26 protein-coding genes and 1 riboswitch are annotated in these 26841 nt (G+C 65.2%); of the genes, 21 read left to right on the top strand and 5 right to left on the bottom strand.

The annotated features are described in order from the left end of the window. Positions 1–26: 26 nt before the first annotated feature. Together AUCHE_RS17975 and AUCHE_RS12180 are read right to left on the bottom strand one after the other, a co-directional pair. Positions 27–1121 carry a ribonucleotide-diphosphate reductase subunit beta gene (locus tag AUCHE_RS17975; protein WP_052024912.1) on the bottom strand — a complete coding sequence of 365 codons (1095 nt, stop codon included), beginning with the start codon at positions 1119–1121 and terminating at the stop codon, positions 27–29. Further along, on the bottom strand, positions 1103–3646 hold the full coding sequence (locus AUCHE_RS12180) for a ribonucleoside-diphosphate reductase subunit alpha (protein WP_006503621.1): 2544 nt from the start codon (positions 3644–3646) through the stop codon (positions 1103–1105). Before AUCHE_RS12180 ends, AUCHE_RS17975 begins: the two co-directional genes overlap by 19 nt. 112 nt (positions 3647–3758) lie before the next feature. Beyond that, a riboswitch (cobalamin riboswitch) is annotated at positions 3759–3969 on the bottom strand. A gap of 124 nt (positions 3970–4093) precedes the next feature. Between AUCHE_RS12180 and AUCHE_RS12175 the strand changes: the two genes are divergently transcribed. From AUCHE_RS12175 to AUCHE_RS12150, 6 genes are all read left to right on the top strand, one after another. Next, complete coding sequence (locus tag AUCHE_RS12175; protein WP_006503620.1) at positions 4094–4516, top strand: ArsR/SmtB family transcription factor; 423 nt, start codon at positions 4094–4096, stop codon at positions 4514–4516. Then, a complete protein-coding gene (locus AUCHE_RS12170) occupies positions 4513–5436 on the top strand; it encodes a cation diffusion facilitator family transporter (protein WP_006503619.1) in 924 nt (307 codons plus the stop codon). Before AUCHE_RS12175 ends, AUCHE_RS12170 begins: the two co-directional genes overlap by 4 nt. A gap of 868 nt (positions 5437–6304) precedes the next feature. Further along, the gene (locus AUCHE_RS12165) at positions 6305–7570 is read left to right on the top strand and encodes a lipase family protein (RefSeq protein ID WP_006503618.1); all 1266 of its coding nucleotides are present in this window, start codon (positions 6305–6307) and stop codon (positions 7568–7570) included. A gap of 383 nt (positions 7571–7953) precedes the next feature. Continuing rightward, positions 7954–9225 carry a lipase family protein gene (locus AUCHE_RS12160; protein ID WP_006503617.1) on the top strand — a complete coding sequence of 424 codons (1272 nt, stop codon included), beginning with the start codon at positions 7954–7956 and terminating at the stop codon, positions 9223–9225. A 720-nt stretch (positions 9226–9945) separates the two neighbouring features. Then, positions 9946–10338, top strand: a complete 393-nt coding sequence (locus AUCHE_RS12155) for a YccF domain-containing protein (RefSeq protein WP_006503616.1) — start codon at positions 9946–9948, stop codon at positions 10336–10338. 422 nt (positions 10339–10760) lie between these two features. Continuing rightward, entirely contained in the window at positions 10761–12167 is a 1407-nt protein-coding gene (locus AUCHE_RS12150; protein ID WP_006503615.1) for a NupC/NupG family nucleoside CNT transporter, read from the top strand. Positions 12168–12271: 104 nt separating this feature from the next. Here AUCHE_RS12150 and AUCHE_RS12145 read toward each other — a convergent pair whose 3' ends face one another. Beyond that, complete coding sequence (locus AUCHE_RS12145; protein WP_006503614.1) at positions 12272–12700, bottom strand: glutaredoxin domain-containing protein; 429 nt, start codon at positions 12698–12700, stop codon at positions 12272–12274. Positions 12701–12896: 196 nt separating this feature from the next. On the opposite strand from AUCHE_RS12145, the gene AUCHE_RS12140 reads away from it, so the two are divergent. Beyond that, positions 12897–13610 (top strand): GntR family transcriptional regulator, encoded by a 714-nt coding sequence (locus tag AUCHE_RS12140; protein ID WP_006503613.1) that lies wholly within the window; start codon positions 12897–12899, stop codon positions 13608–13610. Positions 13611–13670: 60 nt separating this feature from the next. Further along, positions 13671–14792: a 1-aminocyclopropane-1-carboxylate deaminase gene (locus AUCHE_RS12135; RefSeq protein WP_006503612.1), complete on the top strand. Its 1122-nt coding sequence runs from the start codon at positions 13671–13673 to the stop codon at positions 14790–14792. Here AUCHE_RS12135 and AUCHE_RS12130 read toward each other — a convergent pair. After that, positions 14709–15836, bottom strand: coding sequence for a hypothetical protein (locus AUCHE_RS12130; protein ID WP_006503611.1), 1128 nt, complete (start codon positions 15834–15836; stop codon positions 14709–14711). The two genes, AUCHE_RS12135 and AUCHE_RS12130, sit on opposite strands and share 84 nt — an antisense overlap. Before the next feature lie 310 nt (positions 15837–16146). Here AUCHE_RS12130 and AUCHE_RS12125 point away from each other — a divergent pair, with 310 nt between their 5' ends. The 13 genes from AUCHE_RS12125 (at position 16147) to AUCHE_RS12075 (ending at position 25284) form a co-directional block, all read left to right on the top strand. Beyond that, entirely contained in the window at positions 16147–16536 is a 390-nt protein-coding gene (locus AUCHE_RS12125; protein WP_006503610.1) for a VOC family protein, read from the top strand. A 384-nt stretch (positions 16537–16920) separates the two neighbouring features. Then, positions 16921–17079, top strand: a complete 159-nt coding sequence (locus AUCHE_RS16755; RefSeq protein ID WP_006503609.1) for a hypothetical protein — start codon at positions 16921–16923, stop codon at positions 17077–17079. 60 nt (positions 17080–17139) lie between these two features. Continuing rightward, positions 17140–17331: a hypothetical protein gene (locus tag AUCHE_RS12120; RefSeq protein WP_006503608.1), complete on the top strand. Its 192-nt coding sequence runs from the start codon at positions 17140–17142 to the stop codon at positions 17329–17331. Between the two features lie 98 nt (positions 17332–17429). After that, positions 17430–17987, top strand: a complete 558-nt coding sequence (locus AUCHE_RS12115) for a hypothetical protein (RefSeq protein ID WP_006503607.1) — start codon at positions 17430–17432, stop codon at positions 17985–17987. After that, the gene (locus tag AUCHE_RS16750; protein ID WP_006503606.1) at positions 17984–18136 is read left to right on the top strand and encodes a hypothetical protein; all 153 of its coding nucleotides are present in this window, start codon (positions 17984–17986) and stop codon (positions 18134–18136) included. Before AUCHE_RS12115 ends, AUCHE_RS16750 begins: the two co-directional genes overlap by 4 nt. Positions 18137–18238: 102 nt before the next feature. Continuing rightward, entirely contained in the window at positions 18239–19162 is a 924-nt protein-coding gene (locus AUCHE_RS15860) for a PrsW family intramembrane metalloprotease (protein WP_006503605.1), read from the top strand. 83 nt (positions 19163–19245) lie between these two features. After that, positions 19246–19791, top strand: a complete 546-nt coding sequence (locus tag AUCHE_RS12105) for a hypothetical protein (protein ID WP_006503604.1) — start codon at positions 19246–19248, stop codon at positions 19789–19791. After that, positions 19788–20969 carry a PrsW family intramembrane metalloprotease gene (locus AUCHE_RS12100; RefSeq protein ID WP_006503603.1) on the top strand — a complete coding sequence of 394 codons (1182 nt, stop codon included), beginning with the start codon at positions 19788–19790 and terminating at the stop codon, positions 20967–20969. The genes AUCHE_RS12105 and AUCHE_RS12100 overlap by 4 nt, the downstream gene beginning before the upstream one ends. A 49-nt stretch (positions 20970–21018) precedes the next feature. Next, on the top strand, positions 21019–22215 hold the full coding sequence (locus AUCHE_RS12095; protein WP_006503602.1) for a PrsW family intramembrane metalloprotease: 1197 nt from the start codon (positions 21019–21021) through the stop codon (positions 22213–22215). A 53-nt stretch (positions 22216–22268) separates the two neighbouring features. Then, the gene (locus tag AUCHE_RS12090; protein WP_006503601.1) at positions 22269–22667 is read left to right on the top strand and encodes a hypothetical protein; all 399 of its coding nucleotides are present in this window, start codon (positions 22269–22271) and stop codon (positions 22665–22667) included. 273 nt (positions 22668–22940) lie between these two features. Beyond that, positions 22941–23495 (top strand): hypothetical protein, encoded by a 555-nt coding sequence (locus tag AUCHE_RS12085; RefSeq protein ID WP_006503600.1) that lies wholly within the window; start codon positions 22941–22943, stop codon positions 23493–23495. A gap of 62 nt (positions 23496–23557) precedes the next feature. Next, the gene (locus tag AUCHE_RS17005) at positions 23558–24112 is read left to right on the top strand and encodes a hypothetical protein (RefSeq protein ID WP_006503599.1); all 555 of its coding nucleotides are present in this window, start codon (positions 23558–23560) and stop codon (positions 24110–24112) included. Further along, on the top strand, positions 24109–25284 hold the full coding sequence (locus tag AUCHE_RS12075; protein ID WP_006503598.1) for a PrsW family intramembrane metalloprotease: 1176 nt from the start codon (positions 24109–24111) through the stop codon (positions 25282–25284). The genes AUCHE_RS17005 and AUCHE_RS12075 overlap by 4 nt, the downstream gene beginning before the upstream one ends. Positions 25285–25426: 142 nt before the next feature. Here the strand turns inward: AUCHE_RS12075 and AUCHE_RS12070 are convergent, their stop codons facing one another. Then, positions 25427–26758, bottom strand: coding sequence for an aromatic amino acid transport family protein (locus AUCHE_RS12070; RefSeq protein WP_006503597.1), 1332 nt, complete (start codon positions 26756–26758; stop codon positions 25427–25429). Positions 26759–26841: the final 83 nt, after the last annotated feature.

Genomic DNA, 26841 nt, shown 5'->3' with positions numbered 1-26841 from the left:
GGGCGGGCCCGTCCGACGACCTGCGGTCAGTCCCAGGAGAGGGAGCCGCCGGTCTGGTACTCGGTGACCCGGGTCTCGAAGAAATTCTTCTCCTTGACCAGGTCCATGGATTCGGACATCCACGGGAAGGGGTTCTCGTCCTCGCCGTAGAGGGCTGTCAGGCCCAACTGTCCGCACCTGCGGTCGGTGATGAAATGCATGTACTGCTCGACGTGGGCCACGGTCATGCCGAGCATCCCCCGGGGCATGATGTCGCGAGCGTAGGCGATCTCCAGGTCACAGGCCTCCCGCAGCATGGTCCGCACCTCGTCCTGGAAGTCGGCCGTCCACAGGTGCGGGTTCTCCAACTTGATCTGGTTGATGCAGTCGATGCCGAAGTTCAGGTGGATCGATTCGTCCCGCAGGATGTACTGGTACTGCTCGGCGATGCCGACCATCTTCCCCCGCCGCCCCAGGGAGAGGATCTGCGCGAATCCCGTGTAGAACCACATCCCCTCGAAGACGACGTAGAAGGCCACGAGATCCCGCAGGAAGGCCTGGTCCGCTTCGACGGTGCCGGTGGCGAAGGTGTCCGATTCCAGGTTCTGGGTGTATTTCAACGCCCAGGCGTCCTTGTCGGTGATCGAGGGCACCTCGCGGTACATGTTGAACAGTTCGCCCTCGTCGAGGCCCAGGCTCGTACAGATGTACTGGAAGGTGTGCGTGTGCACGGCCTCCTCGAAGGCCTGCCGCAGCAGATATTGCCGGCACTCCGGGTTGGTGATGTGCCGGTAGACGGCCAGGACGATGTTGTTCGCGACGAGGGATTCCGCAGTGGCGAAGAACCCGAGATTGCGTTTGAGCATGAGTCGTTCGTCGTCGGTGAGGGCGTCGGCCGAACGCCACTGGGCGATATCGGCCTGCATGGCGACCTCGGTGGGCATCCAATGGTTGCTGCACCCGGCAATGTACTTCTCCCAGGCCCACCCGTACTTCATCGGGAGGAGCTGGTTGACGTCGGACCGGGCGTTGATCATCGCCTTGTCGTCGACGTGGACCCGCCCCACGTCCTGGGTGTGCAGGCTGTCGAACGAGGAACTGTCCTGGAGATGTTCGCGGGTGGTCACTGGCAGGCCTCGCATTCGGGGTCGGTGAGGGAGCAGGCGGCGGGGGCCACGGCGGGCCCTGCGGAGAGGTCGACCGGGCCGGCTGCGGGCACAGCCGCAGGCCCTCCTGCCGGGGAGACCGCGTTGAGTCGCCCGTCGGTACCCCGAAGGGTGGATTTCTCGACCTGGGTGGCGGCGCGGGCCCGCAGGTAGTACGTGGTCTTCAGCCCGGACCGCCAGGCGGAACGGTACAGCTCGTCCAGGGCCCGCCCGCTGGGTTCGGCGACGTACAGGTTCAGGGACTGGGCCTGGTCGATCCATTTCTGGCGACGCGAGGCCGCCGCGATCAACCAGCGGGGGTCGATGTCGAAGGCGGTCGCGTAGATGCGCCGCAGGTCTTCGGGGATGCGGTCGATCCGGGCCAGGGCGCCGTCGTGATATTTGAGGTCGGCGATCATCTCCTCGTCCCACAGCCCGTATTTCTTCAGGTCGGCGACGAGATGCCCGTTGACGACGGTGAAGTCACCGGACATGTTGGCCTTGACGAAGAGGTTCTGGAACTGGGGTTCGATGGAGGCGGCGACACCGCAGATATTGCTGATCGTCGCGGTGGGTGCGATCGCCATCACATTGGAGTTGCGCATCCCGTTCGCCTGCACGTGGTCGCGCAGTCGGTCCCAGTCGAGGGTGCTGCTGGTGTCGATGTCGAGTTCACCGTCGTGGCGGGCCTGGGCCAGCAGGCGCAGGGAGTCGATCGGCAGGATGCCCCGGCTCCACAGGGAACCCTCGTAGCTCTGGTAGGTGCCCCGGTCGGCGGCGAGATCGGCGCTGGCTTCGATGGCGAAGTAGCTGAGGGTCTCGGTGGAACGGTCGGCGAAGTCGACGGCGTCGTCGCTGGCGTAGGGGATGCCGAGGGTGAACAGGGCGTCCTGGTGTCCCATGAGTCCGAGCCCGACCGGGCGATGGCGCAGGTTGGAGCGGCGGGTCTCCGGGATCGTGTAGTGGTTGATGTCGATGACGTTGTCGAGCATCCGGACGGCGGTGCGCACGGTGCGTCGTAATTTGTCGACGTCCAACCCGGACGGGGTGACATGTCGGGCGAGGTTGACCGAGGCCAGGTTGCACACCGCCACTTCGTCGGAGGTGGTGTTGAGGGTGATCTCGGTGCACAGGTTGGAGGAGTGGACGACGCCGGCGTGTTGCTGCGGCGAGCGCAGGTTGCAGGGGTCTTTGAAGGTGATCCAGGGGTGTCCGGTTTCGAAGAGCATGGTGAGCATGCGTCGCCACAGGTCCTTGGCGGGGATCCGTCGGTGCAGGCGGATCTCTCCGCGGTCGGCGGCGGCTTCGTACTCGGCGTATCTGCGGCTGAAGTCCTCGCCGTACAGGTCGTGCAGGTCGGGGGTCTCGTCGGGGGAGAACAGGGTCCAGGAGCTGTCGGATTCGAGGCGACGCATGAACTCGTCGGGGATCCAGTGGGCGGTGTTCATGTCGTGGGTGCGGCGTCGGTCGTCGCCGGTGTTCTTCCGCAGGTCGAGGAATTCCTCGATGTCGATGTGCCAGGTCTCCAGGTAGGCGCAGGCTGCGCCTTTGCGTTTGCCGCCTTGGTTGACGGCGACGGTGGTGTCATTGGCGATCTTCAGGAAGGGGACGACGCCCTGGCTGCGTCCGTTGGTGCCGTGGATGTGGGCGCCGAGTCCGCGGACGGGGGTCCAGTCGTTGCCCAGGCCGCCGGAGTATTTCGCGAGGAGTGCGTTGTTCCGGTAGGAGGAGAAGATCCTGTCGAGGTCGTCGTCGACGGTGGTGAGGAAGCAGCTGGAGAGTTGGGGGCGGGTGGTGCCGGCGTTGAACAGGGTGGGGGTGGAGGTCATCAGGTCGAAGCCGGAGAGCATCCGGTAGAACTCGATGGCCCGGGTTTCCCGGTCGTCCTCGCGGAGGGCCAGGCCCATGGCGACGCGCATGAAGAAGGCTTGGGGTAGTTCGAAGCGGGTGCCGTCTTCGTGGAGGACGTAGCGGTCGTAGACGGTTTGCAGTCCGAGGAGGCCGAAGTCGAGGTCGGCGGTGCCGTCGAGGGCGGCGCCGATGCGGTCGAGGTCGTAGGTGAGCAGTTCGGGGTCGACGCGTCCGATGTCGACGGCTCTGCGGAGGTAGGTGGGGAAGTAGCGGGCGTATTCGTCGTTCATCTCCTCGGCGGTGAGCTGTCGTGGCGTTCCGGCGAGGTGGGTGAGGGCTTCGGTGCGCATCCGGTCGAGGAGGAGTCGTGCGGCGACCTGGGAGTAGCGGGGTTCGCGTTCGACGAGGGTGCGGGCGGCGAGGACGAGCGCGGTGGCCAGTTCGTCCTGGGTGATGCCGTCGTAGACGGTGCGGCGTAGTTCGTGCAGGACTGGTTCGGCGGTGACATCGGGGATGCCGTGGGTGGCTTGGGCGAGGAGCCGGTGGATGCGTGTCCGGTCGAGCGCCGTGGTGGTGCCGTCGGCGGCGGTGACGGTGACGGTGGGCAGGTCACCGGTGGGGTCCTCGCGGTGGGCGCGCGTTGGTGCAGGCGGGGATGTGGTGCTGGTCATCGTCTGTCTCCTCGCAGGTCGGGGCCGCGGGGTGGGGACGACGGGCGCGCGATGGCATGGCTGCGCGGGGTGTCGCCCGGCCCTCCCTCGAGGCCGTGGACGCATAGGGCTGTCGCCGTACGCACCGGAGGCAGGTCTTCGGACTCATGGGCGTGGCTGGGGCTGTGCCTGTTGCCGCCTACTGCCCGTCGCTTCCCAGGTGTGTACCCAGTGCTTTTGACGGGTTTCGTTCCCATTCACCGCTGCGGGGCAGTCCCGGATTCTCACCGGGTTCCCTCTTTCCCCGCGCTTGTCGAGCGCGGACCACCAGCGACACAGACCCTACATGTTGTGGTGCTGAAGAAAAAAACCCGAAGATATTGGCGTGTCGGGGCGCTCCCCACTCCTACGACATGATGGCCTATCATCTGTGCAGTTATTCAGATATAGCGTTCATCGGAGGTAGTCATGTCGGAGACCGTTCGGGGGCTCGACGGCTGCGCGACCGGTTCGGTCAACCCGGACAAGGTCCGCCTCGTCGCGGCACAGATCCCCGCCGAGGAAGAGATCACCCGGGTCAGCGCCCTGTTCAAGCTGCTCGGCGACGCCACCCGCGCCCGCATCCTGTACGCCCTGCTCGAAGGCGGCGAGCTGTGCGTCTGCGATCTGGCCGCCGCGACCGGGACCACCGAGACCACCGTCTCCCAAGCACTCCGGCTGCTCCGCGCCTCCGGCGTGGTCGCCGGCCGTCGCGAAGGCCGCAATGTCTTCTACCGACTCTTCGACGCCCACGTACGGATGCTGCTCGACGTCACCCGCGAACACACCCTGCACGAACACTCGGTCGAGACCCGCGCAACGCACACCGACCAGTTGAGGGACGCCCGGTGAGCGGCCACGGGCACGGCCACGGACATGGGCACGGGCACGTCAGCGCTTCGGCCACCGGACGACACCAGTGGCGACTGGCCGTCTCCTTCGCGCTGATCGCCGCCTTCTTCGTCGTCGAACTGGTCGCCGGTCTCTCCGCCGGTTCCCTCGCCCTGATCAGCGACGCCGGGCACATGGCAGCAGACGTGGTCACCCTGGGCGCCGCCCTCGTGGCCTCCCGGATCGCCACCCGCCCCGACACCACCGGGCGCCGGACCTTCGGCTCCTACCGGGCCGAGGTCTTCGCCTCCGGGCTGGCCGTGTTGATCATGCTCGGGGTGTCGGTCTACATCGCCGTCGAAGCCGTCGCCCGCCTGGGTGCCCATCACGAACCGGCCTCGACGACCATGCTGGCGGTCGGCACGCTCGGCCTCGTGGTCAACGTGATCGGATTGGCCCTGCTGCACAGCGGCGCCGGGGAGAGCCTGAATGTCAAAGGGGCCTACCTGGAGGTGCTGGCCGACACCCTCGGGTCGGTGGGCGTGATCGTGGCCGCCGCCCTCGTCCATCTCACCGGATCTCCTTGGTGGGACACCGGGGTGGCCTTGGCCATCGCGCTCTTCGTCGCCGTGCGTGCCGCCACCCTGGGCAAGGAGGTACTGGCCGTGCTGGGACAGCACGCTCCCGCCGGCATCGAGCCCCTTCAGGTACAGAAGGCCCTGGAGGAGGTTCCCGAGGTCACCGAGGTCCACGACCTGCACCTGTGGCAGTTGACCTCCGGGATGAACGTGGCCACGGCACACCTGGTCACCACGGCCGAGCACAAAACCGACATCCTCGCGCCGGCGAGCGCCATGTTGCGGGAGAAGTTCGACATCGCCCACGCCACTCTCCAGGTGGAGACGACGGCGCGCGCTCAGTGCCTGGGCGCCGACTGGTAGAAGCCGGGTGGCCCCCAGTCTTCTCGTTGTCCGGTCGAGGCGTCTGGGGGTCCGGCCGGGCGTTGCGCTGAACGGGGGCCCGCGCGTCGAGCGGTGGGGCTGGTCCGCAACGCGCGGGCGCCCCGGAGCGACCGAAGTCAAAAGATTTTCATTTTCATTTAATGAGGACCGGGTCGACCCACTTCTTCGCGCCGAGCTCGATTAGGTACTGCCGGGCGATGGCCGCATCTCGCGACAAGGTGCGCCGCCCGTCACCGAAACCCCCGCAATGGATGTCATCAATCGGAGCGATAGGCATTGCCCATCAGAAAGTCGCGACCCCCGGCACCCTCCGAAGAATGGTGCACTCGCAGGTCACCAGCCCGACACATTAACCAAAAGCGTTGGACCACAAGGCAACTCGGCGAACGGGCAGGATTCGACCACCCTGGGCGACATTCCCCCAGGCCTCCCCACAGAACATCGCACTCGGCCCGACAACAGCACCCGCCCGGCTGTCATCTCGAGACCTCAAGAAATTCACCCATCAATGATCCGGAAACAACTTCACCAATAAGAGGTAAGAGCCCTCAAGAAGTTGCACCCGTATATTCATCTCGAAAAATGCGTGAACTTTCCCGAAATTGACTGAAGGGTCAGCGAACCTGCTGGTCAGGAGCGGTGCTACGATGCCCGCGCAGTGCACCTATGCGCTATATGAAGGATCATGATGAACGCCATTTAGTGCAAAAGGTGCATCTGTGCGCCACCTCACCACGCCCGTCCACGGCGAAGGCCGTGGGTTTCTGTCACACGCCCTCACTGCGACCGAAACACAGAACAGCCCACCCGGCAGACACGGGCGAAGAACGGAAAAAGGAAACGCCATATGCGCATCGCACGAGGTCTCGCCTGCCTTGTCGTCTCCGCGACAGCCCTCGCGGGCATCACGCCCGTCGCCTCCGCAGCCGAAATCCGCAAGCCCCCCGGCACCTCAGGGTCCAGGACGGCAAGCGGCAAGGTCGAGGAAGCCCGCCCGGCCTTCTACCAACCGCCGAAAACGATCCCCGCCAAACCCGGCACCATCATCCGCACCGAGGCCGCCCGGCGAGGGATCGACCCGGCCAATGTGGCGTCCATCTCCTACCACTCCACCCGCATGCTCTATTCCTCGACCGACCGCAGCGGGGCCCCCGTCGCCGTCTCCAGCCTGGTCGTCGTGCCGACCGAGCCGTGGACGGGTGCAGGCCCCCGCCCCGTCATCGCCTATGCCCCGGTCACCCAGGGGATGGCCGACCGCTGCGCCCCCTCCCGTCGCTCGGCCCGCTTCCTCGCCTACGAGGAACTCTTCTACTGGAACCTCCTGCGTGAGGGTTACGCGGTGGCGATGACCGACTACCAGGGTTTGGGCACCCCGGGCACCCACACCTACATGAACCGGATCTCCCAGGGCCGGGCCGTGCTGGACGCCGCCCGGGCAGCGCTGAAGCTCCCGAACGCCAGGCTGTCCCCCGACTCGCCCATCGGGATCGTCGGTTACTCCCAGGGTGGCGGCGCAGCTGCCGCAGCCGCCGAACTCGCCTCCAGCTGGGCCCCCGAACTCAACATCGTCGAGGCCTCGATCGGAGCGCCTCCGGCCGATCTGTCCCAGCTGACCAAGGTCGTCGACGGCAAGGAGTCGTCGATGTTCATGTTGTACGCCCTGGCCGGGCTCATGGGCGGGTACGGGATAGACCCGAACAAGCATCTCAACAACATGGGCAAGTACTACCTCGGCCGTGCGGAGGACAGCTGCATGGGCGACAAGAAGAGCCTGGCCAATGTCCACTCCAGCAAGTTGATGAAGAACGGGAAGCCGCTGTCCGAGCAGTTCGCCCTCGAACCCTTCAGGTCGATCCTGGCGGAGAACAAGATCGGCAATCTCAAGCCGAGCATGCCCGTCCTGATCAACCACTCCACCCGGGACGAGACCATCCCCTTCTCCTCGGGCAAGCAGCTCCAGCAGCAGTGGTGCAAGGCCGGTGCCGTGGTGCACCTGGCTGCGAACCAGGCCAAGTCCCACGCCTGGGGGATCAAACCGCACATCGGGAAGACCCGGACCTTCTTCAACCAGGTCTTCGCGGGATGGTCAGTCAGGGGCAACTGCGGCAAGTAGGCCCGAACCCGAGGGAAGGCCAACCGGACCCAGCTTTCCCCTCCCCGTCGTCCGGGGCGTTGCCCTGCGTCCCGGACGACTCTCTGCAGCGACCGGCGTGAGGCGCAGCCGGGTGCCTGCCCGAAAGGCCGGCAAGGAGCTGAATCTCCTTGTCGGCCTTTCAGTTTGCCGACTTGTGATGGTGCTACCATTCCGTCGCCGCTCCCCTATGTGCTATAGGAAACATCTCGCTGATCGGTGTCCAGCACATGCCGGGCCGCGGCACGCCAGGTATCCACCCACGCCACGCCCCCACCGTGGTGCCTGCCCTCCGCCCCGGAAGAGCAGGAGCACGAGAGATGTCGCACCGCAACAGTGGTGACAACAGAAAAGGGAAGCACCCTATGCGCCTTGCCCGAGAGCTCGCCTGCCTCGCCGTCTCCGCGATCACCCTGGCCGGAACGATCCCCCCGACCTCAGCCGCCGAGATCCCCCCTGCACCGGGCACCGCCGGAGCGAAAACAGTCACCGGGACCACCGAGCAGAAACGCCCCGCCTTCTACGAGCCGCCGAAGGACGTCCCCCGCACCCCCGGCCGCGTCATCCGATCGGAATACGCCTCCCGACAGATCGACCCGCTGCGCGTCGGTGCGCTCTCCTCCAAGGCCAACCGGGTCCTCTACTCCTCGGTCGACCGCACCGGAGCCCCCGTCGCCGTCTCCGGACTGGTCGTCGTCCCCACATCCGCCTGGAAAGGTCCCGGCCCCCGCCCGATCGTCACCTATGCCCCGGTGACCCAAGGCATGGCCGACCGTTGCGCCCCCTCCCGCCGAGCAGCCCGTTTCATGGCTTTCGAGGAACTCTTCTACTGGAACCTCCTCCGGGACGGCTACGCGGTGGCGATGACCGACTACCAGGGCCTGGGCACCCCGGGCACCCACACCTACATGAACCGGATCTCCCAGGGCCGGGCCGTGCTCGACATCGCCCGCGCCGCGATCAGCCTGCCCGGGTCCGGGCTGTCCCCGGACTCACCGGTGGGCATCGTCGGATACTCCCAGGGCGGCGGCGCCGCTGCCGCAGCTGCCGAACTCGCCTCCAGCTGGGCCCCTGAGCTCAAGGTCAAGGGCGCCTCGGTGGGCGCACCCCCGGCCGACCTGGGCCAGCTCGCCAATGTCGTCGACAGCAAGCAGGATTCGATGTTCATGATGTATGCCCTCACCGGCCTGATGAGTGGCTACCGGATCGACCCGAAGAAACACCTCAGCGAGGCCGGGGAGAAGATGCTCGGCCGGGTGGAGAACAGTTGTCTGGGCGACAAGTACTCTTTCGCCAAGGTTTCTTCGCGCACCCTGTTGAAGAACGGGAAGCCTCTGGCCGAGCACTTCGACCGTGAGCCCTTCGCCTCCATCCTGGCGGAGAACAGGATCGGCAAACGAGCGCCTGCCATGCCCGTCCAGATCAACCACTCCAGGAAGGACGAGACCATCCCCTTCTCCTCCGGTAAGACCCTCCACCGGCAGTGGTGCCAGGCCGGGGCCAAGGTCGCCCTGAATCCCAACGGGGGACTGTCCCATGCGCTGGGACTGGCCCCACACACCACACAGACCAGATCCTTCTTCACCCAGATGTTCGCCGGAGCTGCATTCACCGACAACTGCGGAAAGAAGTTCTGATTCTTCCCGCCGCGCACACGAATCCGTCCGACCTGCTCGACGGCCCCTTTTCTCCGACGCCTCGGCAGATCGGAGCGGCGCGGGGAGAGGACTCGGGGAAGTGCTCGTCCGACGCCGGACGGAAAAAGAGGGCGAAAAGGATGATCTGCACATCTGGCCGCCCCAGTTTCTTACGGGACGGGAGAGACCTGCGTGAAAGAATTACCCCAACCACTTCTCCTCCACCTCGACCCCATGGCGCGGATTCCACCATGCACCCCCGGAGAAGAAGCTTCTTGCCCTCGATCGAAGAGGCTTCAACCAAGACGATTCTCCCGTTGGATCAACCCTCTCTTTCCCCAGCCTTCGAGAACAGCCGATGAGGCCCGGAAAGAACCCTCTCCAGACGTCACGACCTGGCGAAAGAAACACTCTCTCTCAGATTGTTCCACTACATTTCTCCACGCCAGGACCGATCGACTTCTCAGATCATCACGAATCCGAACACAGCAGGGCGACACTCCCCTGACCGATCCTTTTCCGCAGCTCTCGCGATATCTGCGAAACTGCCCTGAAGAGGGACTCAGGATCAACCCCCACACCAGGCCCAAGGTCCTGAAATTCATGAATTTCGCGAAAGTTCTAGGGAACTCGTCAATTCAGGGACTCCGCGACAACCGTCTGACAGCGGAGGAATATACTCACCTCATTCCTTTCCGCACTTCACACCAAGGGCCGCCCGTGCGCACACTTCTCAACCTTGTCTGGCTCGTCCTCTCCGGGTTCTGGCTTTCTTTGGGCTATGCACTCGCCGGAATCATCTGCTGCATATTCATTATCACGATCCCCTTCGGTATCGCCTCCTTCAGAATGGCGAACTATGCGCTGTGGCCCTTCGGCCGGGAAGTCATTCCTCGGCATGATGCCGGCGCAGGGTCAGCCATCGGCAATGTCCTCTGGTTCATTCTCTGCGGATGGTGGCTGGCGCTGGCCCACATCAGCACCGCCATACTCCTGGCGATCACCATCGTCGGCATTCCACTGGCTGTCGCGAATGTCAAGATGATCCCGCTGACGTGCTTCCCCTTCGGCAAGGTCATCGTCGACAGCGACGATCTGGCCTACCGCGGGTAAGGACCTACCCACCGCTCCCCCGACCACCGGACAACTCGACGTCAAGGCGGTCGGGGGAATCTTTATCAAAAGGTCATTCAGTACGACATCCCGAGCATCGAATCCTCGAAAAGATCACACCATTACCTACGAATAGGTATCTCCATACCGAGAAACAGCGGCTTCCTCAGCGGCCGGGAATGCACTCCGGGAGCACTCACAGACCGGCCTCTCCGCACCCCGAAACTGCTCGTCTTCTCGAATCCTCTACCCTCAGGAAAATTCTCGGTAGGACCCTGAGATACTTACCGCTGGCTGCGACCGACCCTCTTTGTGACAGGGATTGTCTTCACGAGGGGTGAAGTGCGCTGCCCAACAGCCAAACCCAGGAAATGCGGCGCGGCTGACCACCGTGGAGACTCCAAGAACGAGGAGAGAGACTCGTGCACATCCTGTGGGGCCTGGCAGGGATGCTAGGGCTGCTACTCATCGCCTATGCCGCCTCGACCAATCGGCAAGCCATCAAACCCCGGACCGTTCTCGCCGCCCTCGGCCTGCAGATCGGCTTCGGCGTACTCGTCCTCTATGTACCGGCCGGAAAGACCGCACTCTCGAAAGCCTCCGAAGTCGTTCAGGCCGTGATCGACTCCTCGAAGGCCGGCATCGGGTTCCTGTTCGGCCCGATCCTTCCGGAGAAGGGCATCATCTTCGCCTTCCAGGTGCTTCCGGTCATCATCTTCGTGGCCTCACTCACCTCGATGCTCTACTACCTGGGATGGCTGCAGAAGCTCGTCACCGTCCTCGGCGGCGGCCTGTCGAAACTCCTGGGCACCGAACGCGCCGAGTCGGTCAACGCCGCAGCCAACATCTTCCTGGGACAGACCGAAGCACCGCTGCTCATCCGCCCCTACCTGAAGGACATGACCCGGTCGGGGCTGTTCGCCGTCATGGTCGGTGGGCTCAGCACCGTCGCCGGTTCCGTTCTGGTCGGCTACTCCCTGCTGGGTGCGAACCTGGACTACCTGATCGCCGCCAGCTTCATGGCGGCCCCCGGCGCACTGCTGATGGCCAAGATCGTCGTCCCCGAGGACGGCGTCATCGACAGCGGCAAGCCTGCCGTGGCCGTCGCTGCCACTGGTGCCACAGCCTCGGCCTCGGCTACCGCGTCCACCTCGGAGAAGACCACCGAGTCCGGTTCTGCCTCCACGGAGAAGACCGAGACGAAGTCAGCGGTCGCCGTCAAGGAGAAGACCGAGGAAAAGGTCGAGGAGAAGCCCGCCGAGACGAAGTCCCCCGAGGAGAAGAAGGACTCCGGCCACGACGAGGAAGAGCCCCAGCACCGCAACCTCATCGATGCCGCCGCCTCGGGTGCCGCCGACGGTCTCCAGCTGGCGTTGAACGTCGGCGCCATGCTGCTGGCCTTCATCGCGCTGATCGCCCTGGTGAACCTGATGCTGGGCATGATCGGTGGGCTCTTCGGTTACGGCGACCTGAAGTTCGAGACCATTCTCGGCTACGTCTTCTCCCCGGTGATGGCCATGATCGGTGTCCCCCTGGACGAGGCCATCAAGGCCGGTAGCTTCGTCGGCCAGAAGATCGTGGTCAACGAGTTCGTGGCCTTCTCCGCCTTCGGCCCGGAGGCCGCGACCGTCAGCGCCAAGACCGGCGCCATCATCACCTTCGCCCTGACCGGCTTCGCGAACCTCAGCTCGATCGGCATCCTGCTGGGCGGCCTGGGCACCATGGCTCCGAACCGACGCGGTGAGATCGCCCACCTGGGCATGCGCGCCGTCCTGGCGGCCACTCTCGCCAACCTGATGAGTGCGGCCATCGCCGGCATGCTCCTCTGAGTTCCACCCGTACAGCTCCGAAGGGGCCCGCATCACTCGATGCGGGCCCCTTCGTGCATTTCCCGGGGTTGTCCGCCCCTCCCGCAGCTCCGACCGGGCAGTCGTCATCCTCGGAGGGCCTGGACGACGGTGGCCGGCGGTGGGTTGACCACGGGGACACCGTCGATGACCACGGTGGGTACCGTCTCGTCGCCACCGGTGACCGAGCGGACGAAAGCTGCCGCCTGCGGATCGGCCCAGATATCCACCCAGACGGCCGCTGCCCGCAGGTCCGCTCCGAGGCTGCGTTGAAGACGCAGACAGTAGGGGCATCCGGCCCGGTGGTAGATGACGACCTTCCCTTGTTCGACAGCATGTCGCGCCCCGTCCTGATCGACCTGCACAGGTAGGCGGGCCGGGGCGAGCAGGACGGCGAGCGCGAGGAGCAGTGCCGCCGGCACGAGGGAAAGCAGGTGCCCGCCGCGCAAGGCGCTCACCACCTGGATCAGCCCGAGCAGTGCGCAGAAACCGGGCAGCAGCCATCGAGTACGCATATCCGTCAGATTAATGAAGTGCGCCGGGTGATTATCCGGCTCGCCGTCGGGTAGTACGGCGTGGGAGCGGTCCGGGAGCTCCGGAATCGACTATTGATGGACGCGGGATCTTTTCCCTTCGCGCATAAGGTTTTTGCCGAAAATTAACGCGGCGAGTCCCTTGACGCGGCAGGCATATTCACATGCAATATATCGTATGCCTGTTCCTCAAGAAACGACTCCTCTCCGCCGCGGACTTCTGCGCGAAGACGTCTACTCCCGCCTCCGCGACGCCATCGTGGACGGAACCCTGGCACCCGGAGAAGTCGTTCGGGACAGCGAACTCGCCCAATGGTTGGGCGTCAGCCGGACCCCGGTCCGGGAAGCCCTCCTCCGACTGACCGCAGCCGGACTCATCCATGCCCGCCCCGGGAAGTCCACCGTCGTCGCCGATATCGACGCCACCGCCATCCGCGACGCCCAGGCCGTGGTGTCCACCATGCACCGCCTCGCCGTCGCCGAAGCCGTCGCCGACCTCAGTCGGAGCGACCTGGAACAGATGCGACAGGCCAACCGCCGCTTCGCGGACGCGATGGCCCGCGGCGACGCCGACGCCGCCCTCGCCGCGGACGACGACTTCCACGCAGTCCCCGTCCATGTCTGTGGCAATGCCGCCCTCGCCGCAGTACTCGACCAGTTCACCCCGGTGATCCGACGAGTCGAGAAACTCCGTTTCTCCTCGATCCTCGGCCACGACTCGGTGGAACTGCACGCCCAACTCGTCGACCTGTGCGAGATCGGCGATGTCGAGGGGGCCGCGGAGATCTCCTTCCAGACCTGGCAGACCCTGGCCCCCCTGGTCGACTCCCTCGCCCCTCCGAATCCCTACGAGACCCCGGGCATGTCGGTCGCCCAACCGTTCAACCTCTGAACCGGCCGAGACCCGGAAGCACGCTCAGCCCGCAGCACCAGGAGAAAGGACGAAGACGTCATGAAACTCCACGACTTCCCTCGCTACTCGATGACTTTCGGGCCGAGCCCGATCCATCGGTTGGAACGGCTGAGCAGACACCTGGGCGGAGCACGGATCTGGGCCAAACGCGAAGATGTCAGCAGCGGACTCGCCTATGGCGGCAACAAGATCCGCAAGATGGAATATCTCGTTCCCGACATCCTGGCCTGCGGCGCCGACACCCTGGTCTCGATCGGCGGGCACCAGTCGAATCACACCCGCCAGGTCGCCGCCGTCGCCGCCCACCTCGGACTGCGTTGTCGGCTCGTCCAGGAGGACTGGGTGCCCTGGCAGGACCCGGTCAACGACAAGGTGGGGAACATCCTGCTCTCCCGGATGATGGGCGCCGACACCAGACTGGACCCGGCGGGCTTCGACATCGGTATCCGTGACTCGTGGCGACAGGCCCTGCGTGAGGTCGAGGAGGCCGGCGGCCGGCCCTATCCGATCCCCGCCGGAGCCAGCGAGCACCCCCTCGGCGGTCTCGGCTTCGCCAACTGGGCCTTCGAACTGGCCGAGCAGGAGAAGGACCTCGGAGTCTTCTTCGACACCGTCGTCGTCTGTACGGTCACCGGCTCCACCCAGGCGGGGATGATCGCCGGCTTCGCAGCGCTCGAGGAGGAGACCGGGACACGACGCCGGGTCATCGGCATCGACGCCTCGGCCACCCTGGAACAGACCCGCTCCCAGGTCGACCGGATCGCCCGCCACACCGCCGACCTGATCGAGCTGGGCCGGGACCTGAGGCCGGAGGAGATCACCGTCCTGGACGGTTGGGCCGGAGAACATTACGGGCTGCCCACGGATTCTACGATGGAGGCCATCGCCCTGGGCGCCCAGCTCGAAGCGATGATCACCGACCCCGTCTACGAAGGAAAATCCCTCGCCGGACTCGTCGACCTGGTCCGTTCCCGGGAGATCCCGGCCGATTCGACCGTGCTCTACGCCCACCTGGGTGGCCAACAGGCGGTGAATGCGTACCACCGACTGTGGCCCACGCTGACGGGTCCGGTCGACTCAACGCACGATGGTGTTCGCCACCAGACGGGAGAGCCATTCCAGGGGTCCCTTCCCCAGGCGGCCGGGCAGCAGGTGCCATAGCCACAGGAAGACGAACAGGATGGCGACCTGGGAACCGAAATTGGCCCACCCGGTCGGCACCTCGGCCCCGTTGGGAAGCTGGCCCGCAGCCGTCCACAGTGCGATCCGCCCTTCCAGGAGCACGTGGAGGAAGTAGGCGCTCAGGGTCATTCCCCCGATGATCGCCAGCGGCTTCAGCGCCAGGGCGACCGGCCGTGCCAGGCACAGGAGGCTCACCGCCGCCATGGCGATCAGCACGATCCCGGAGCTGAACACCAGGCTGGGGGTCGAGGGCAGATATGCCCCGACTCCCAGCAGCCAACGCCAGTCCTGGGTGAGGGTGGCGAAGTCACCGACGGCCAGGGTTTTCAGGTCCGAGCCTGCCGGCGCACCCCAGCGCCCCCAGGCGAAGACGGAGAAGGCGTAGGCGCCTCCGCTGAGCAGAGCACCCAGGGCTGCGACGATGCCCAGATCTCGGACCCGGGAGAGGTCGAAACGGCGGACGACCCATAGACCGATCACTGCGACGCCCAACCACAGCAGCGCCGGGTGGTAAGGAGCCCAGAGCATCCGCATCCAGGCGCCGGGGTCGGTGGCCGAGGACCATCCGACGGCTTTGCTGAACAGCTCGGGATGGAGGGTCTGCAGGTGCCAGGCCAGCTGGGGGGTGGTGGCCAGGAGCAGCGCCGCCACCCAGGGCAGGAGGCCGGTGCGGGCCAGGGCGATGACGGCCACCAGCGCTGTGATCACGGCGAGCCGGACCAGGATGACGGCGACGCCCCCGTTGGGAACGCTCTCCAGGAAGAATCCGGCAGCGACCAGGACCGAGGCCCGCAGCCAGGCCCGGGCGACCGGCTTGGCCCGGTCAGCTCCCGAGGCGGGGACGGCGAAGGCCGCGCCGGCGCCGATGAGCAGGGCGAAGCCGATGGCGTGGGTGTCCCACCAGACCAGGGAGGCCATCTCGGCGCCGAAGATATGGTTCATCATGATGCCGATCAGGGCCACGGCGCGAAGGGCGTCGACGGCGACATTGCGGTAACCTGCGCGGGCAGCTCGCGGTATCACGTGTTCTTCCCCTGAGGGTCGACGGAGGTGGGCTCCGGGCGGAACGAGACGTCGCGCGTTCGGATCTCCGCGGAGCACAGGACCCCCTGATCGTCCCATCACCGGACCGCCGGAGGTGAGCGGATACCCCGTTCGGTCGAAGAAGCGCTGTCGCGCAGATCACAGGTGCCATTCGACACCGTCAGGAGACCGCTCGCGCAATCGGCGCCGCCGTTCGCAGCACATCGCCTCCGGACGTCGTCCCGACATCCCGGAGGCGGGGTGATCATGTGATCGTCACCAGTCCTGTGAGGACAAGGAGTGCACCGCCATGCCCCGCATCAATCTCACCTCGATCTATGTCGACGATCAGGAGCGGGCACTGCACTTCTACACGGAGGTCCTGGGGTTCCGGAAGAAAGCGGATCTCCCGCTGGGCGGCCACCGGTGGTTGACCCTGGTGAGCCCGCAGGATCCGGACGGGGTGGAGCTGGTCCTCGAACCCGATGCCCATCCGGCGGCTCGGTCGTTCAAGGAGGCGTTACTGGCCGACGGCATCCCGTTCACCTCGTTCGCCGTGGACGACGCCCACCGCATTCATGCTGAATTAGCCGCCAGGGGAGTTCATTTCATCGCTCCTCCTTTGGAGATGGGGCGTTTCACCGCCATCGTGCTCGATGACACCTGCGGAAATCTCATCCAACTCGTATCGGACGGCTGACCGGCCCTCCACCAGCGAAGTGGAACGTTTTCATTTTGTTCCCAGATGAAACTCACAGGAATCTCAAGAACTTCCTAGGTTTCGGCCAGGCTTCCCGGAAAAGGCGGATTTTTCCGGCGCGAATACTGACTTGATCGCCCGGGGCTTACCGACGAGCTGTCGCCAAAATCGAGCGCTTCCCCCGTCGATCCTCGAAGTCCGCAGGTCAAACGCGTGACGTCGAGATATGGGCGTTCTTTGACGAATCACTCAGGTTTGTTCCTGCACGGTCGGCAAGGGCGATGGCGTCGCCCCGGACAGGGCCCCTCCCCCCGACTTCACGGATCAAGCCGAATGTATGGTTGATCGCACTTCCCATTGGGATCGATCCTATAGGAGTTGTTCGTGTACAACCTTGTCCAGGGAACCGCCGGCACCAGCCGGAACACCCTCGACATCCCCACCCCCGACACCACCGGGACAACCCACCCCCCGCGCCACCCCACACCTACGGCCGGGACCCACCTCCACCACCGTCCCGGACACCCCACCATCCACGGCTGACCCCACCGACCCGCACGACCCCCAGCTCCGAAGTCCCACTTCTCACCCCAAGGATGTGACGTGAGCAAGCCGCGCCGCACAGCGATCTCCGGCGAAGCACTGTTCGAGAACACCCCGAACAGCCACGGACACGAACTCCCCCACCCGGCCCCGGCCACCCAGGCCCACCAGCACCCGGCGTGTTCACCCCACCAGGTCCGCGCCACCCCCGGCGCCCGTGCCACCGGACGAGCCGCCACCGGAAGCCCCTGAGCATCCCCACTCTCTCCCCCCCGATAGACCACATCACGGTCGTCCTCCGCAAAGCCTTCAATTCCTGCCTCACCAGGGCACTCATCGAGGAGAACTCTGTGCGCCACCACCCCAAGAGACGACTCAACGACGTCGGAACAGCAACCCTCGCCCTGGGGATGCTCTTCCTGCCCTGGGCGGTGCCCCACACCGTGACCAGCCTCGCCGGTGTTCCGACGTCCACCGTCAGCCGCGGACAGACCGAAAGCCTCCCCGCAGAACAAGGCAAAAAAATCACCCTGGACGCGCCCGCCGGCTGGCAACGCAGCCCCCGCACCACGAAGAACACGGTCACCTACACCGAAGGCCAACGCACCCTCACCGTCACCGTCCTCACCGGAGCCAAGGACCAACGAACCGCCTTCGACCGTCACGTACGCGCCAGCTCACTGAAAGGCACGCTCTTCCAACTGGAAGGGCAGAAATTCACCACCAAGAACGGCTTCGACGGAATCCACTGCTCCGTATCGACCAGAGGCACCAACCAGCGCGGCAACTGCGCCATGAGCACCAAAGGTGAAGCCCTGGTCGTCGTCTCCTCCCTCAGCGAGCGAGGAAGCGAACCGTTCGACATCAACCCCCTGCTCGTCTCACTCGCCGTCAAGGACCCGAAGTGAACCCCCGACGTGACAGCTCCCCGGCCGAAGGCTTCACCCACGAGTTCTTCCGCCCCACCTCGGCCCTGTGGTGGCTCTACCTGGCAACCTGCCTGTACTCCTTCACCGCCCTCGTCGTCCACTTCGGCGCGACCATCGCCCAGGTGTAGGACTCCCTCCTGGCCTTCCTGCCCTTCCACGCCGTCACCGGGCTGTTCTTCCTCTGGCTCATCCTGCTGTGCGACCCCTACCGGTCCCGCCGCCACTGGGTCATGTTCGCCGCCTTCATCGGCGGAGCCACCACCGCCGTCTACCCCGCGTTGAAAGGCAACGACCTGTACGGTGCCTTCCTGCTCAACTTCATGAGCGAGGAGAACGCACTCGGCTGGAAGGCCGCCCTCTCCGGACCGACCACCGAAGAGTGGACCAAGATGACCTGCACCTTGGTCATCATGCTCATCGCCAAGGACACCATGACCCGGCCCATGCACGGGCTCGTCGTCGGGGCCTCCACCGGCCTCGGATTCCAGATCATGGAGAACATCAGCTACGGGGTCCAGGGCTCGATCAACCACCTGCAAGGCGATCTCACCCAACCGTTGACGACCGGCATCACCCGTTTCCTCACCGGATTCAGCTCACACAATCTCTACAGCGCGATCTCCGGAGTCGGCGTCGCCATCCTCCTCGGCCGCACCCTCGGCGGGCCCTGGTCCCGCAGCCGCCGCATCACCGGCTTCGTCGGGCTCTGCGTCCTCCCCTGGTTCCTCCACTTCTCCTGGAACGCGATCGGCGCATTCACCCCACCGCTCTCGCTGATCATCGCCGTAGTCAGCACCATCGTGTCCTTCATCGTCTTCGCCCTCGTCCTGCGGTGGGTCTGGCGCCAAGAACGCCTCTACCTCACCGAAGCCGCAACCCAGGTCACCGGCAACAAACTCACCGAACTCCACCAAGCCGCCATCGGCACCCGAAAAACCCGCAAAACCTACCTCAAACAACTCAAAAAAACCCACGGCAAAACCGCCGCCAAAACCGCCCACACCGACATGCACACCTACCTCGAACACCTCCAAGCCTGGGCACGCCGCCACACCGGCATCGACGAACACACCTACCCCACACCCACACCCACCACCCCCAACCCCCTCGACGACGACACCCTCTACCTGACACCGGTGGGATCTCGCTCCTGAACGACGACAACTCCGCACCACCACCGAACAGCAGACACAGACAGATCCGCTGCCCTCGCCGACGCACCAAGGAGTAGCACCCCGTGAAGGGTCTCACCGACGCCAAACCCGCCGCGCTTCTGCTAGCGCTCATGCTCGTCACCGGATTGTCCCCGGCACGGCTCGCCTCAGCCATCGGCGACCCGACCAGCACCGTCCCCCAGAACCACCGTGAGTCCTTCGCCATCGGGAAAAAAGGCGACCGGGTCGAATTCCTCGCCCCGGCAGGTTGGGAACGCACCGCCATGTCGAATTCGAACACCTTGACCTACACCAAGGACAAGAACGTCATGAAGATCATCCTGCTCCCGAATGTCGCGGACCGAGAGATCGGCGTACGACGACACATCCAGACCTCCGCGCAGAACGGGGAGCTCATCCAGATCGAGGACGAGAAGACCCGCACCCCCAACGGTTTCGAAGGCCACAGCTGCATCGTCTCCAACCGGGACAACAGCCGACGCGGCAGTTGCGCCATCGTCGGACGGGGCGACTTCCTGATCAAGGTCGTCTCCACCACCGAGCGAGGCTCCGACCCGCTCCCCCTCGAAGCCGTCGTCACCTCACTCACCTTCAAGGAGGCGAAGTGAACTCCCGCGCCGCGCGGAGACCCCCCGCCCGCACCGAGCAGTACGGCCACGAATTCTTCCGACCGACCTCCTACCTGTGGTGGCTCTACCTGACGGCCTGCGCGGTCTGCGGCACCGCCGTGGCCGTCGACCTGGCGCCCAGCCTGGCCGCCACCGTGAGCACCCTGCCGGTCTTCGTCCTGATCTTCGTGGCGACCACCGTCGTCTTCATCGCCGTGATGCTGGTCGCCGACCCGTATCGCACCCGCCGACCCTGGGTCATGCTCCTCGCCTTCGGCGGAGGGTTCACCATCTCCTCCTATCTCTCGCTCATCACCAACACCCCGGCGCCGACCTTCCTGCTGCACCTCTTCGGTGAAGAGATCACCCTCAAGTACAACGCCCCGCTCACCGGGCCGACCACCGAAGAGTGGTTCAAGATGCTCGTGATCGTGCTGGTCATGATGCTGGCGAAGCCGACCATGACCCGGCTCTCCCACGGCGCGATGGTCGGGGCCTTCGTCGGCCTGGGCTTCCAGATCTGCGAGAACATCGCCTACAGCCTCAACTCCTCGGACAGCACCACCCGCGAGGACATCATCGAACCGCTGTTCGTCAACTTCTTCCGCTTCCTCGGCGGTTTCAGCGGACACAACATGTTCAGCGCCTTCTCCGGAGTCGGTATCGCCATCCTGCTCGGATGCGCGGTCAGCAAGGAATGGACCGGGATGCAGCGGATCAGGGCCGCCGTCGGGTTCTACGCCCTCGCCTGGAGCATCCACTTCACCTGGAATCTCCCGTCACCGAACGGATTGGCCTTCCCGCTGATCCTCGTCAAGGCCGCCGTCGGTATCGGTTTCGCCCTGCTGCTCCTGCGCTGGGTCTGGTCCGAGGAACGCCTCTTCCTCCGGGAAGCAGCGCAGGCCGTGACCGGCGACCAGCTCACCGACCTCCACGAAGCGGCCATCGGTGACCGCAAAACCCGCAAGGCCTTCTTCGCCCGGATCAAGCAGGAGAGCGGACGCGGTGGTGTCCGCACAGCGCGGGCCGAGATGCATCGCTACCTCGACCGGCTCCAGGCCTGGGGACGCCGTGGCACCGGTGTCGACGAACACCCCGACGACACCGTCGCACCCCCGGTCCCTGGGCGGGCCGACGAGGACACCCTCTACCTGGAACCCGTCGCCCACCATCGCTGATCCCCGCGACACCCCCCTTTCACCAGGACATCTCACCGAGGAGAAAACCATGTCCACCCCGAACTCGGATCTACTCGGAGACAGACCCGCCCGATACGGCCATGAGTTCTTCCGCCCCGCCTCAGCTCTCTGGTGGCTCTACCTGACCGGCTGCGTGGTCTGCGGAGTCTGCCTCGTCGTCTACTTCGGGCCGTCCCTGTCCGAGGCCAAATTCTCCGTGCTGATACTGCTGCCCGTCCACGTCATCGCCTCGTTGACCCTCACGTGGATCATGCTGCGGTGCGATCCCTACCGGGCCCGCCGACCCTGGATCATGCTCGCCGCCTTCGCCTGTGGGGCCACGTTCACCACCTACTCGGCGCTGGCAGCCAACAAGATCTTCAACAATTTCCTGATCCACATCTTCGACGAATCGACCATCCGGGTCTGGCATGCGGCGATGGTCGGTCCGACCACCGAGGAATGGACCAAGATGACCGGCACCCTGGTCATCATGCTCGTCGCCAAGGACACCCTGACCCGGCCGATCCACGGGCTCATGGTGGGCGCCTTCGTCGGCCTCGGATTCCAGATCTGCGAGAACATCGCCTATGGGGTGAACAATGCGATCAGCGGGCTCGAAGGGGATCTCTCCCAGGCAGCGCTGGTCACCTTCTCCCGATCCCTCACCGGGCTCAACTCGCACAATCTCTACGGCGCGATCACCGGAGTCGGTGTCGCCGTCCTGCTCGGCCGGATCGTCGGCAAGCCGTGGTCCCGCAGCCGCCGCATCGCCGGTTTCGCCGGCTTCTACGCCCTCGCCTGGTCCCTGCACTTCTCCTGGAACTCCTCAGGTGGGGCGCCCCAGGCCTTCCTGCTCGTGGTCCCGGTGGTCACCGGGACGGTCGCATTCACCGCCTTGGCCTTCATCCTGCGGTGGGTCTGGCGCCAAGAACGCCTCTACCTCACCGAAGCCGCAACCCAGGTCACCGGCAACAAACTCACCGAACTCCACCAAGCCGCCATCGGCACCCGAAAAACCCGCAAAACCTACCTCAAACAACTCAAAAAAACCCACGGCAAAACCGCCGCCAAAACCGCCCACACCGACATGCACACCTACCTCGAACACCTCCAAGCCTGGGCACGCCGCCACACCGGCATCGACGAACACACCTACCCCACACCCACACCCACCACACCCACCACCCCCAACCCCCTCGACGACGACACCCTCTACCTGACAGCGGTCCCCCAGCTCCGCTGACCCAGCGCGTTCCGCCCCACTTCGCCAGAACGCCTCACCAAGGAGAACAACCCGTGTCCAACTCGAGCTCGGACCTCCCTGAGGACAGACCCTCCGGGAACATCCATGAGTTCTTCCGCCCCACGTCAGCGGCGTGGCGGCTCTCCCTGACCGCCTGCGTGATCTGCTGGATCGCCTTGCTCGTCGCGTTCGGTCCGCTCATCACCCAGGCCAAGGTCTCGCTGTTGTCCTTCCTGCCCTTCCACGTCGCCACCGGGCTCTTCTTCTGGGCCGTGCTGCAGTGCGATCCGTACCGGGCCCGGACGCCGCGTCTCATCAGACCGCCCCACCTCGACAACTGGAAGCAGGTGTCGCCCAGCACCACCACTGATGTCCCCACCCGGACAGCACCGGACCGGCAAACGCGCCACAGCCGATCCGCACCCCCCTCTCACCCCAAGGACGTGATGTGAGCACCCAGTGGAACACCACCGTCGGACTCCCTCCGACCACGACCTCCCTCCGTGACCGCCTCAGGCGACACAACTGCCGGGCCGCTCTGGCGCCAGCCCGGTCCTACCTGCTGATGTGACCGCCCCGGGCGCCCTCACCAGACGCCCGGACCCTCCTCCGCGACACATCCAGAGGGCATCTCCCGATGCCCCGCAGACCTTCCCGTAGGCCCATCCGGCCGCCCCATCGACCGATCCTGCCCATTTTCAGGACCGGAGACCCAGGAGAACCCTGTGCACCGCACCGTCAAAGGACTCACCGGCGTCGGCCCCGCCGTCCTCTTCCTCGCTTTCCTTTCCGTCGCCTGGGGTGACACCCAACCCGTCACCGAGACCATCAGCGTCCCGGCCACCTACCTGACCCAGGACCAGCACGAAAAGTTCGCCCTGGACGCACACCACGAGGTCGAATACGTCGCCCCCGCCGGTTGGCAACGTGCCGCGCAGTCGAAGAAGGACGAGGTCATGTACCGCGACGGGAAACACGTCATCGCGGTCTCACTCGTCAAAGGCATCGACGACATGTCCTCCGCCATCGACCACCGGATCCGGTCGGCCGCATTGAAGGGCGAGCTCATCCACCTGAAGAACCAGAAGATCACCACGCCGAACGGTTTCATCGGCTCACGTTGCCGGGTCACCTCCCGCAGCGACGGACAGCACGGCGACTGCGCCCTGCTCGGCCGGAAGAACTTCATGATCGCGATCACCTCCGTGAGCGAGGAAGGCGGCGACCCCGTCGACGTCGACCAGCTCATCAGCTCCCTCTCGCTCAAAGAAGAAGGGTGACATCGCACTGACCCCTCCCTTCCTCACCTGTCCTGTCAAGATCCATCCCAGAGGAGAACCTCGTGCACATCCCGTTCAAGGGGATCACCGACATCGGCCAAGCCGGCCTGGTCGTCGTGGCACTGGCCGCGACCTGGGCGGTACCGGCCACGCTGGCAGCCGTGCTCAGCCCCCCGACGTCCACCGTCGCCAAGAACCAACGCGACGGCTTCGACGGGGACAAGGGGCGGATCGAATACCAGCCGCCACCCGGATGGATCTATATCGGCCAGGGCAGCAGTGACCACGCCGTGTACCAGAGCGGCGGCCGGGTGCTGCAGATCTCCCATGTCGCCAAGGCCACCGACATCCCGAAAGCCATCAACCGGCAGATCCGGAGCCGGAGCCTGCGGGGCGCCCTGATCACCCTCGACGACCGGAAGGTGAAGACCTCCACGAATTTCACCGGCAGATACTGCCGCGCCGGTTCGCCCATGGGCGACCACCAGGGAACATGCGCCATGTTCGGGCAGAAGGACTCACTGGTGATCGTGATGTCGCTCGCCCCCGACGGCACCCGCCCCCACGAGATCGAACCGATCGTCGATTCCTTCACGTTCAAGGAGAACGCGAAATGAGCAGGCGCGAACGCACCGCCCCCTTCGACAACCCGCTGTTCACGCCCAGTCCGCTCCTGTACGGGCACGAGTTCTTCCGTCCGGACTCCGCCCTGTGGTGGCTCTTCGTCTTCCTGACCACGAGCTGCGGGATCCTCCTGATCACCACGATCGGTGCGACCTTCATCGCGGTCCAGGCCGCGATGGCGACGATGCTGCTCTTCTTCATCCCCTCTGTCGCGCTGTGCGTCTGGGCGATGATGTCCTGTGACATCTACCAGATCCGACGCACCTGGGTGATACTGACTTCTTTCGCCGGCGGGGCGACCATCGCCACCTATCTGTCGACGATGGGGAATTCGTACAGCGGCACGGTCGCGCCGGGGCTCCTCGGGGAAGATCTCGCCCGGTTGTGGTCGGCGGCGATCTTCGGACCCAGTACCGAGGAATGGTCGAAAGCGGTCTGTATCGCGCTGATCCTGTTGATCGCCAAGGGCACTTTGACCCGGCCCGCTCACGGTCTGATGGTCGGTGCCTTCGTCGGCCTGGGATTCCAGGTGACGGAGAACGTCATCTACAGCATCCAGAGTGCGATCAACAGCCCGCAGGGCGACCTCAACGATGCGGCGACGACTGCCGCCTTGCGGTTCCTGGGTGACTTCAGCGGGCACAACCTGTTCAGTGCGCTGGCCGGCGTCGGAGTGGCCTATCTGCTCGGAAGGACGGGGAACGCCAGGGTCGGCGGCTACCAGCGGTTGAAGATCTTCGCCGGATTCTACTGTCTGGCGTGGACGCTGCACTTCATGGGCAATGCCCACTACCCGGGGCCGATGGTCTTGGTGATGGTGTTCGCGAAGGTCCCGATCAGCCTGGCCGTCCTGTACTTCGTGTTGCAGTGGCTGTGGCGTTCCGAGCGGGCCTATCTGATGGAGGCGGCCATCTCGGTCAGCGGTGCCGAGCCCGGCGACGACAGTCGACTCACCGAGGTGGAGAGGATCGCCATCGGCGCGGGTGGAGAGCGTCGCCGTTATCTGAGTCGCCTCCGTAAGAGGGAGGGGAAGCAGGCTGCGCGTAAGGCGAGGCGCCAGATGAACCTGTACCTGATCCGGTTGCAGGCCTGGGGTCGTTACGGGACGGGGGTCGACGAGCATCTGGGTAACCAGTACGCCGTCATGCGCGCAGCCCAGGGGTGATCTGTCCGGTGTTCCAGACAGGACATCCGGAGCACCGAGACCCCGGGGACGGCCGTGGGTGTGCATTCCGTCCGAGGAATGCACACCCACGAGGTGTATCGGTGCCCTTCCCGGGCCGCGCCCGGGGAGTTCGGCAGGTGGATCAGCCGAAGCTCTTGGCCAGGACCTGAATCACGTCGGTGAGGATGCCACCGACCGCGACCAGTCCGGCCACGATGACGAAGATGTTCGACAGCCGACCGCGGTAAGGGGCCAGCGCCTCGACCTTGTACACCGCGTACATCGGCATCAGGTAGAGCACGACGGCGATGACCGGGCCGGACAGCGTGTCGATCAGGCTGAGGATGCTCGGGTTGACGACGGCGACGGCCCAGGTGGTCAGGAAGATGAAGACCGCGATGGCGGTGTTCAGCGGGCGTTCGGCGATCCGCTCGCCCTTGGGGTCGAAGAAGCGGACGATGCCGACGGCGCCCTCGGCGGCGCCCAGGTAGTGTCCGAAGAAGGACGAGGCGATCGCCGCGATCGCCACGGCCGGGCCCAGGTAGCTGATGAACGGGCTGTCGTGGACATTCGCCAGGTAGGAGAGGACCGGAAGGTTGGCCTTCTTCGCCTCGGCCAGGCCGGAGGAGCCCAGGGCGAGGACGCAGGACCAGACGAAGCCCATCGCGAAGACCACCAGCAGGACGGTGGTGCGGCTCAGCACCTGCGAGGCCTTGTCGGCGGCTTTCCCGCCGTACTGCTGTTTCATCGCCAGGGAGAACTGGGAGATCGCCGGCGAGTGGTTGAAGGCGAAGACCAGGATCGGGATGGTCACCCAGATCGACAGGGCGAAGTCACCGGGGGTGGGGACGGAGAGCAGGTCGCCCAGGTTCCAGCTCGGGACCAGGTAGATCGTCACGGCGAAGAGGATCGCGATCAGCGGGTAGACCAGCCATTCGGTCACCATGATCATGATGCGCTGTCCGGCGATCATCACCGCCATCATCAGGGCGATCAGTACGCCGGAGAGGAGGACCCGCGGCACGGACGGCAGGTGGAGCTGGTTCACCATGAGGCTGTCCACCGTGTTGGTGATCCCGACGCCGTAGATCAGCACGATGGGGTAGATCGCCAGGAAGTACAGGACCGTCATGGCCCGGCCGAACTTCTCCCCGAAGAAGTCCTGGGCGACGGCGGTGATGTCGTCACCGGGGCGGTTGGACGCACAGACGAATCGGGAGAGCCCGCGGTGGGACAGGTAGGTCATCGGGCCGATCAGTAAGGTCACCACCAGCAGCGGCCACAGGCCGCCGGCGCCGGCCTTGATCGGGAGGAAGAGGATTCCGGCGCCGATCGCGGTGCCGAAGAGGCTGATCATCCAGCCGGTGTCATAGCGCGTCCATTTCATGGTGGGCGCGGCTTCCGCGGAGTCCCCCGGGCCTTCCGTGGCCGGTGTCGACGCCGCGTCTGCGGTGGTGTCGTGAGATGACGACATTGTCTCGATCCTTCTGGATGTGTATTTACTCCGACATGCCCAGATCGAGATACCGAAGAGGTGATTGTCTCTGGGCCGACCAG

Origin of the sequence: Austwickia chelonae NBRC 105200, assembly GCF_000298175.1 — a bacterium.
Classification (GTDB): Bacteria; Actinomycetota; Actinomycetes; order Actinomycetales; family Dermatophilaceae; genus Austwickia; species Austwickia chelonae.
The sequence above is the reverse complement of the archived record's forward strand: the minus strand, read 5'-3'. Positions and strand labels throughout refer to the sequence as shown.

Bases quoted from the DNA above. Each gene is read 5' to 3' on its own strand.
- AUCHE_RS17975 (WP_052024912.1), bottom strand. From the start codon at position 1,121: ATGCGAGGCCTGCCAGTGACCACCCGCGAACATCTCCAGGACAGTTCC.
- AUCHE_RS12180 (WP_006503621.1), bottom strand. From the start codon at position 3,646: ATGACCAGCACCACATCCCCGCCTGCACCAACGCGCGCCCACCGCGAG.
- AUCHE_RS12175 (WP_006503620.1), top strand. From the start codon at position 4,094: ATGTCGGAGACCGTTCGGGGGCTCGACGGCTGCGCGACCGGTTCGGTC.
- AUCHE_RS12165 (WP_006503618.1), top strand. From the start codon at position 6,305: ATGCGCATCGCACGAGGTCTCGCCTGCCTTGTCGTCTCCGCGACAGCC.
- AUCHE_RS12160 (WP_006503617.1), top strand. From the start codon at position 7,954: ATGCGCCTTGCCCGAGAGCTCGCCTGCCTCGCCGTCTCCGCGATCACC.
- AUCHE_RS12145 (WP_006503614.1), bottom strand. From the start codon at position 12,700: ATGCGTACTCGATGGCTGCTGCCCGGTTTCTGCGCACTGCTCGGGCTG.
- AUCHE_RS12140 (WP_006503613.1), top strand. From the start codon at position 12,897: ATGCCTGTTCCTCAAGAAACGACTCCTCTCCGCCGCGGACTTCTGCGC.
- AUCHE_RS12135 (WP_006503612.1), top strand. From the start codon at position 13,671: ATGAAACTCCACGACTTCCCTCGCTACTCGATGACTTTCGGGCCGAGC.
- AUCHE_RS12125 (WP_006503610.1), top strand. From the start codon at position 16,147: ATGCCCCGCATCAATCTCACCTCGATCTATGTCGACGATCAGGAGCGG.
- AUCHE_RS15860 (WP_006503605.1), top strand. From the start codon at position 18,239: ATGTTCGCCGCCTTCATCGGCGGAGCCACCACCGCCGTCTACCCCGCG.
- AUCHE_RS12095 (WP_006503602.1), top strand. From the start codon at position 21,019: ATGTCCACCCCGAACTCGGATCTACTCGGAGACAGACCCGCCCGATAC.
- AUCHE_RS12075 (WP_006503598.1), top strand. From the start codon at position 24,109: ATGAGCAGGCGCGAACGCACCGCCCCCTTCGACAACCCGCTGTTCACG.
- AUCHE_RS12070 (WP_006503597.1), bottom strand. From the start codon at position 26,758: ATGTCGTCATCTCACGACACCACCGCAGACGCGGCGTCGACACCGGCC.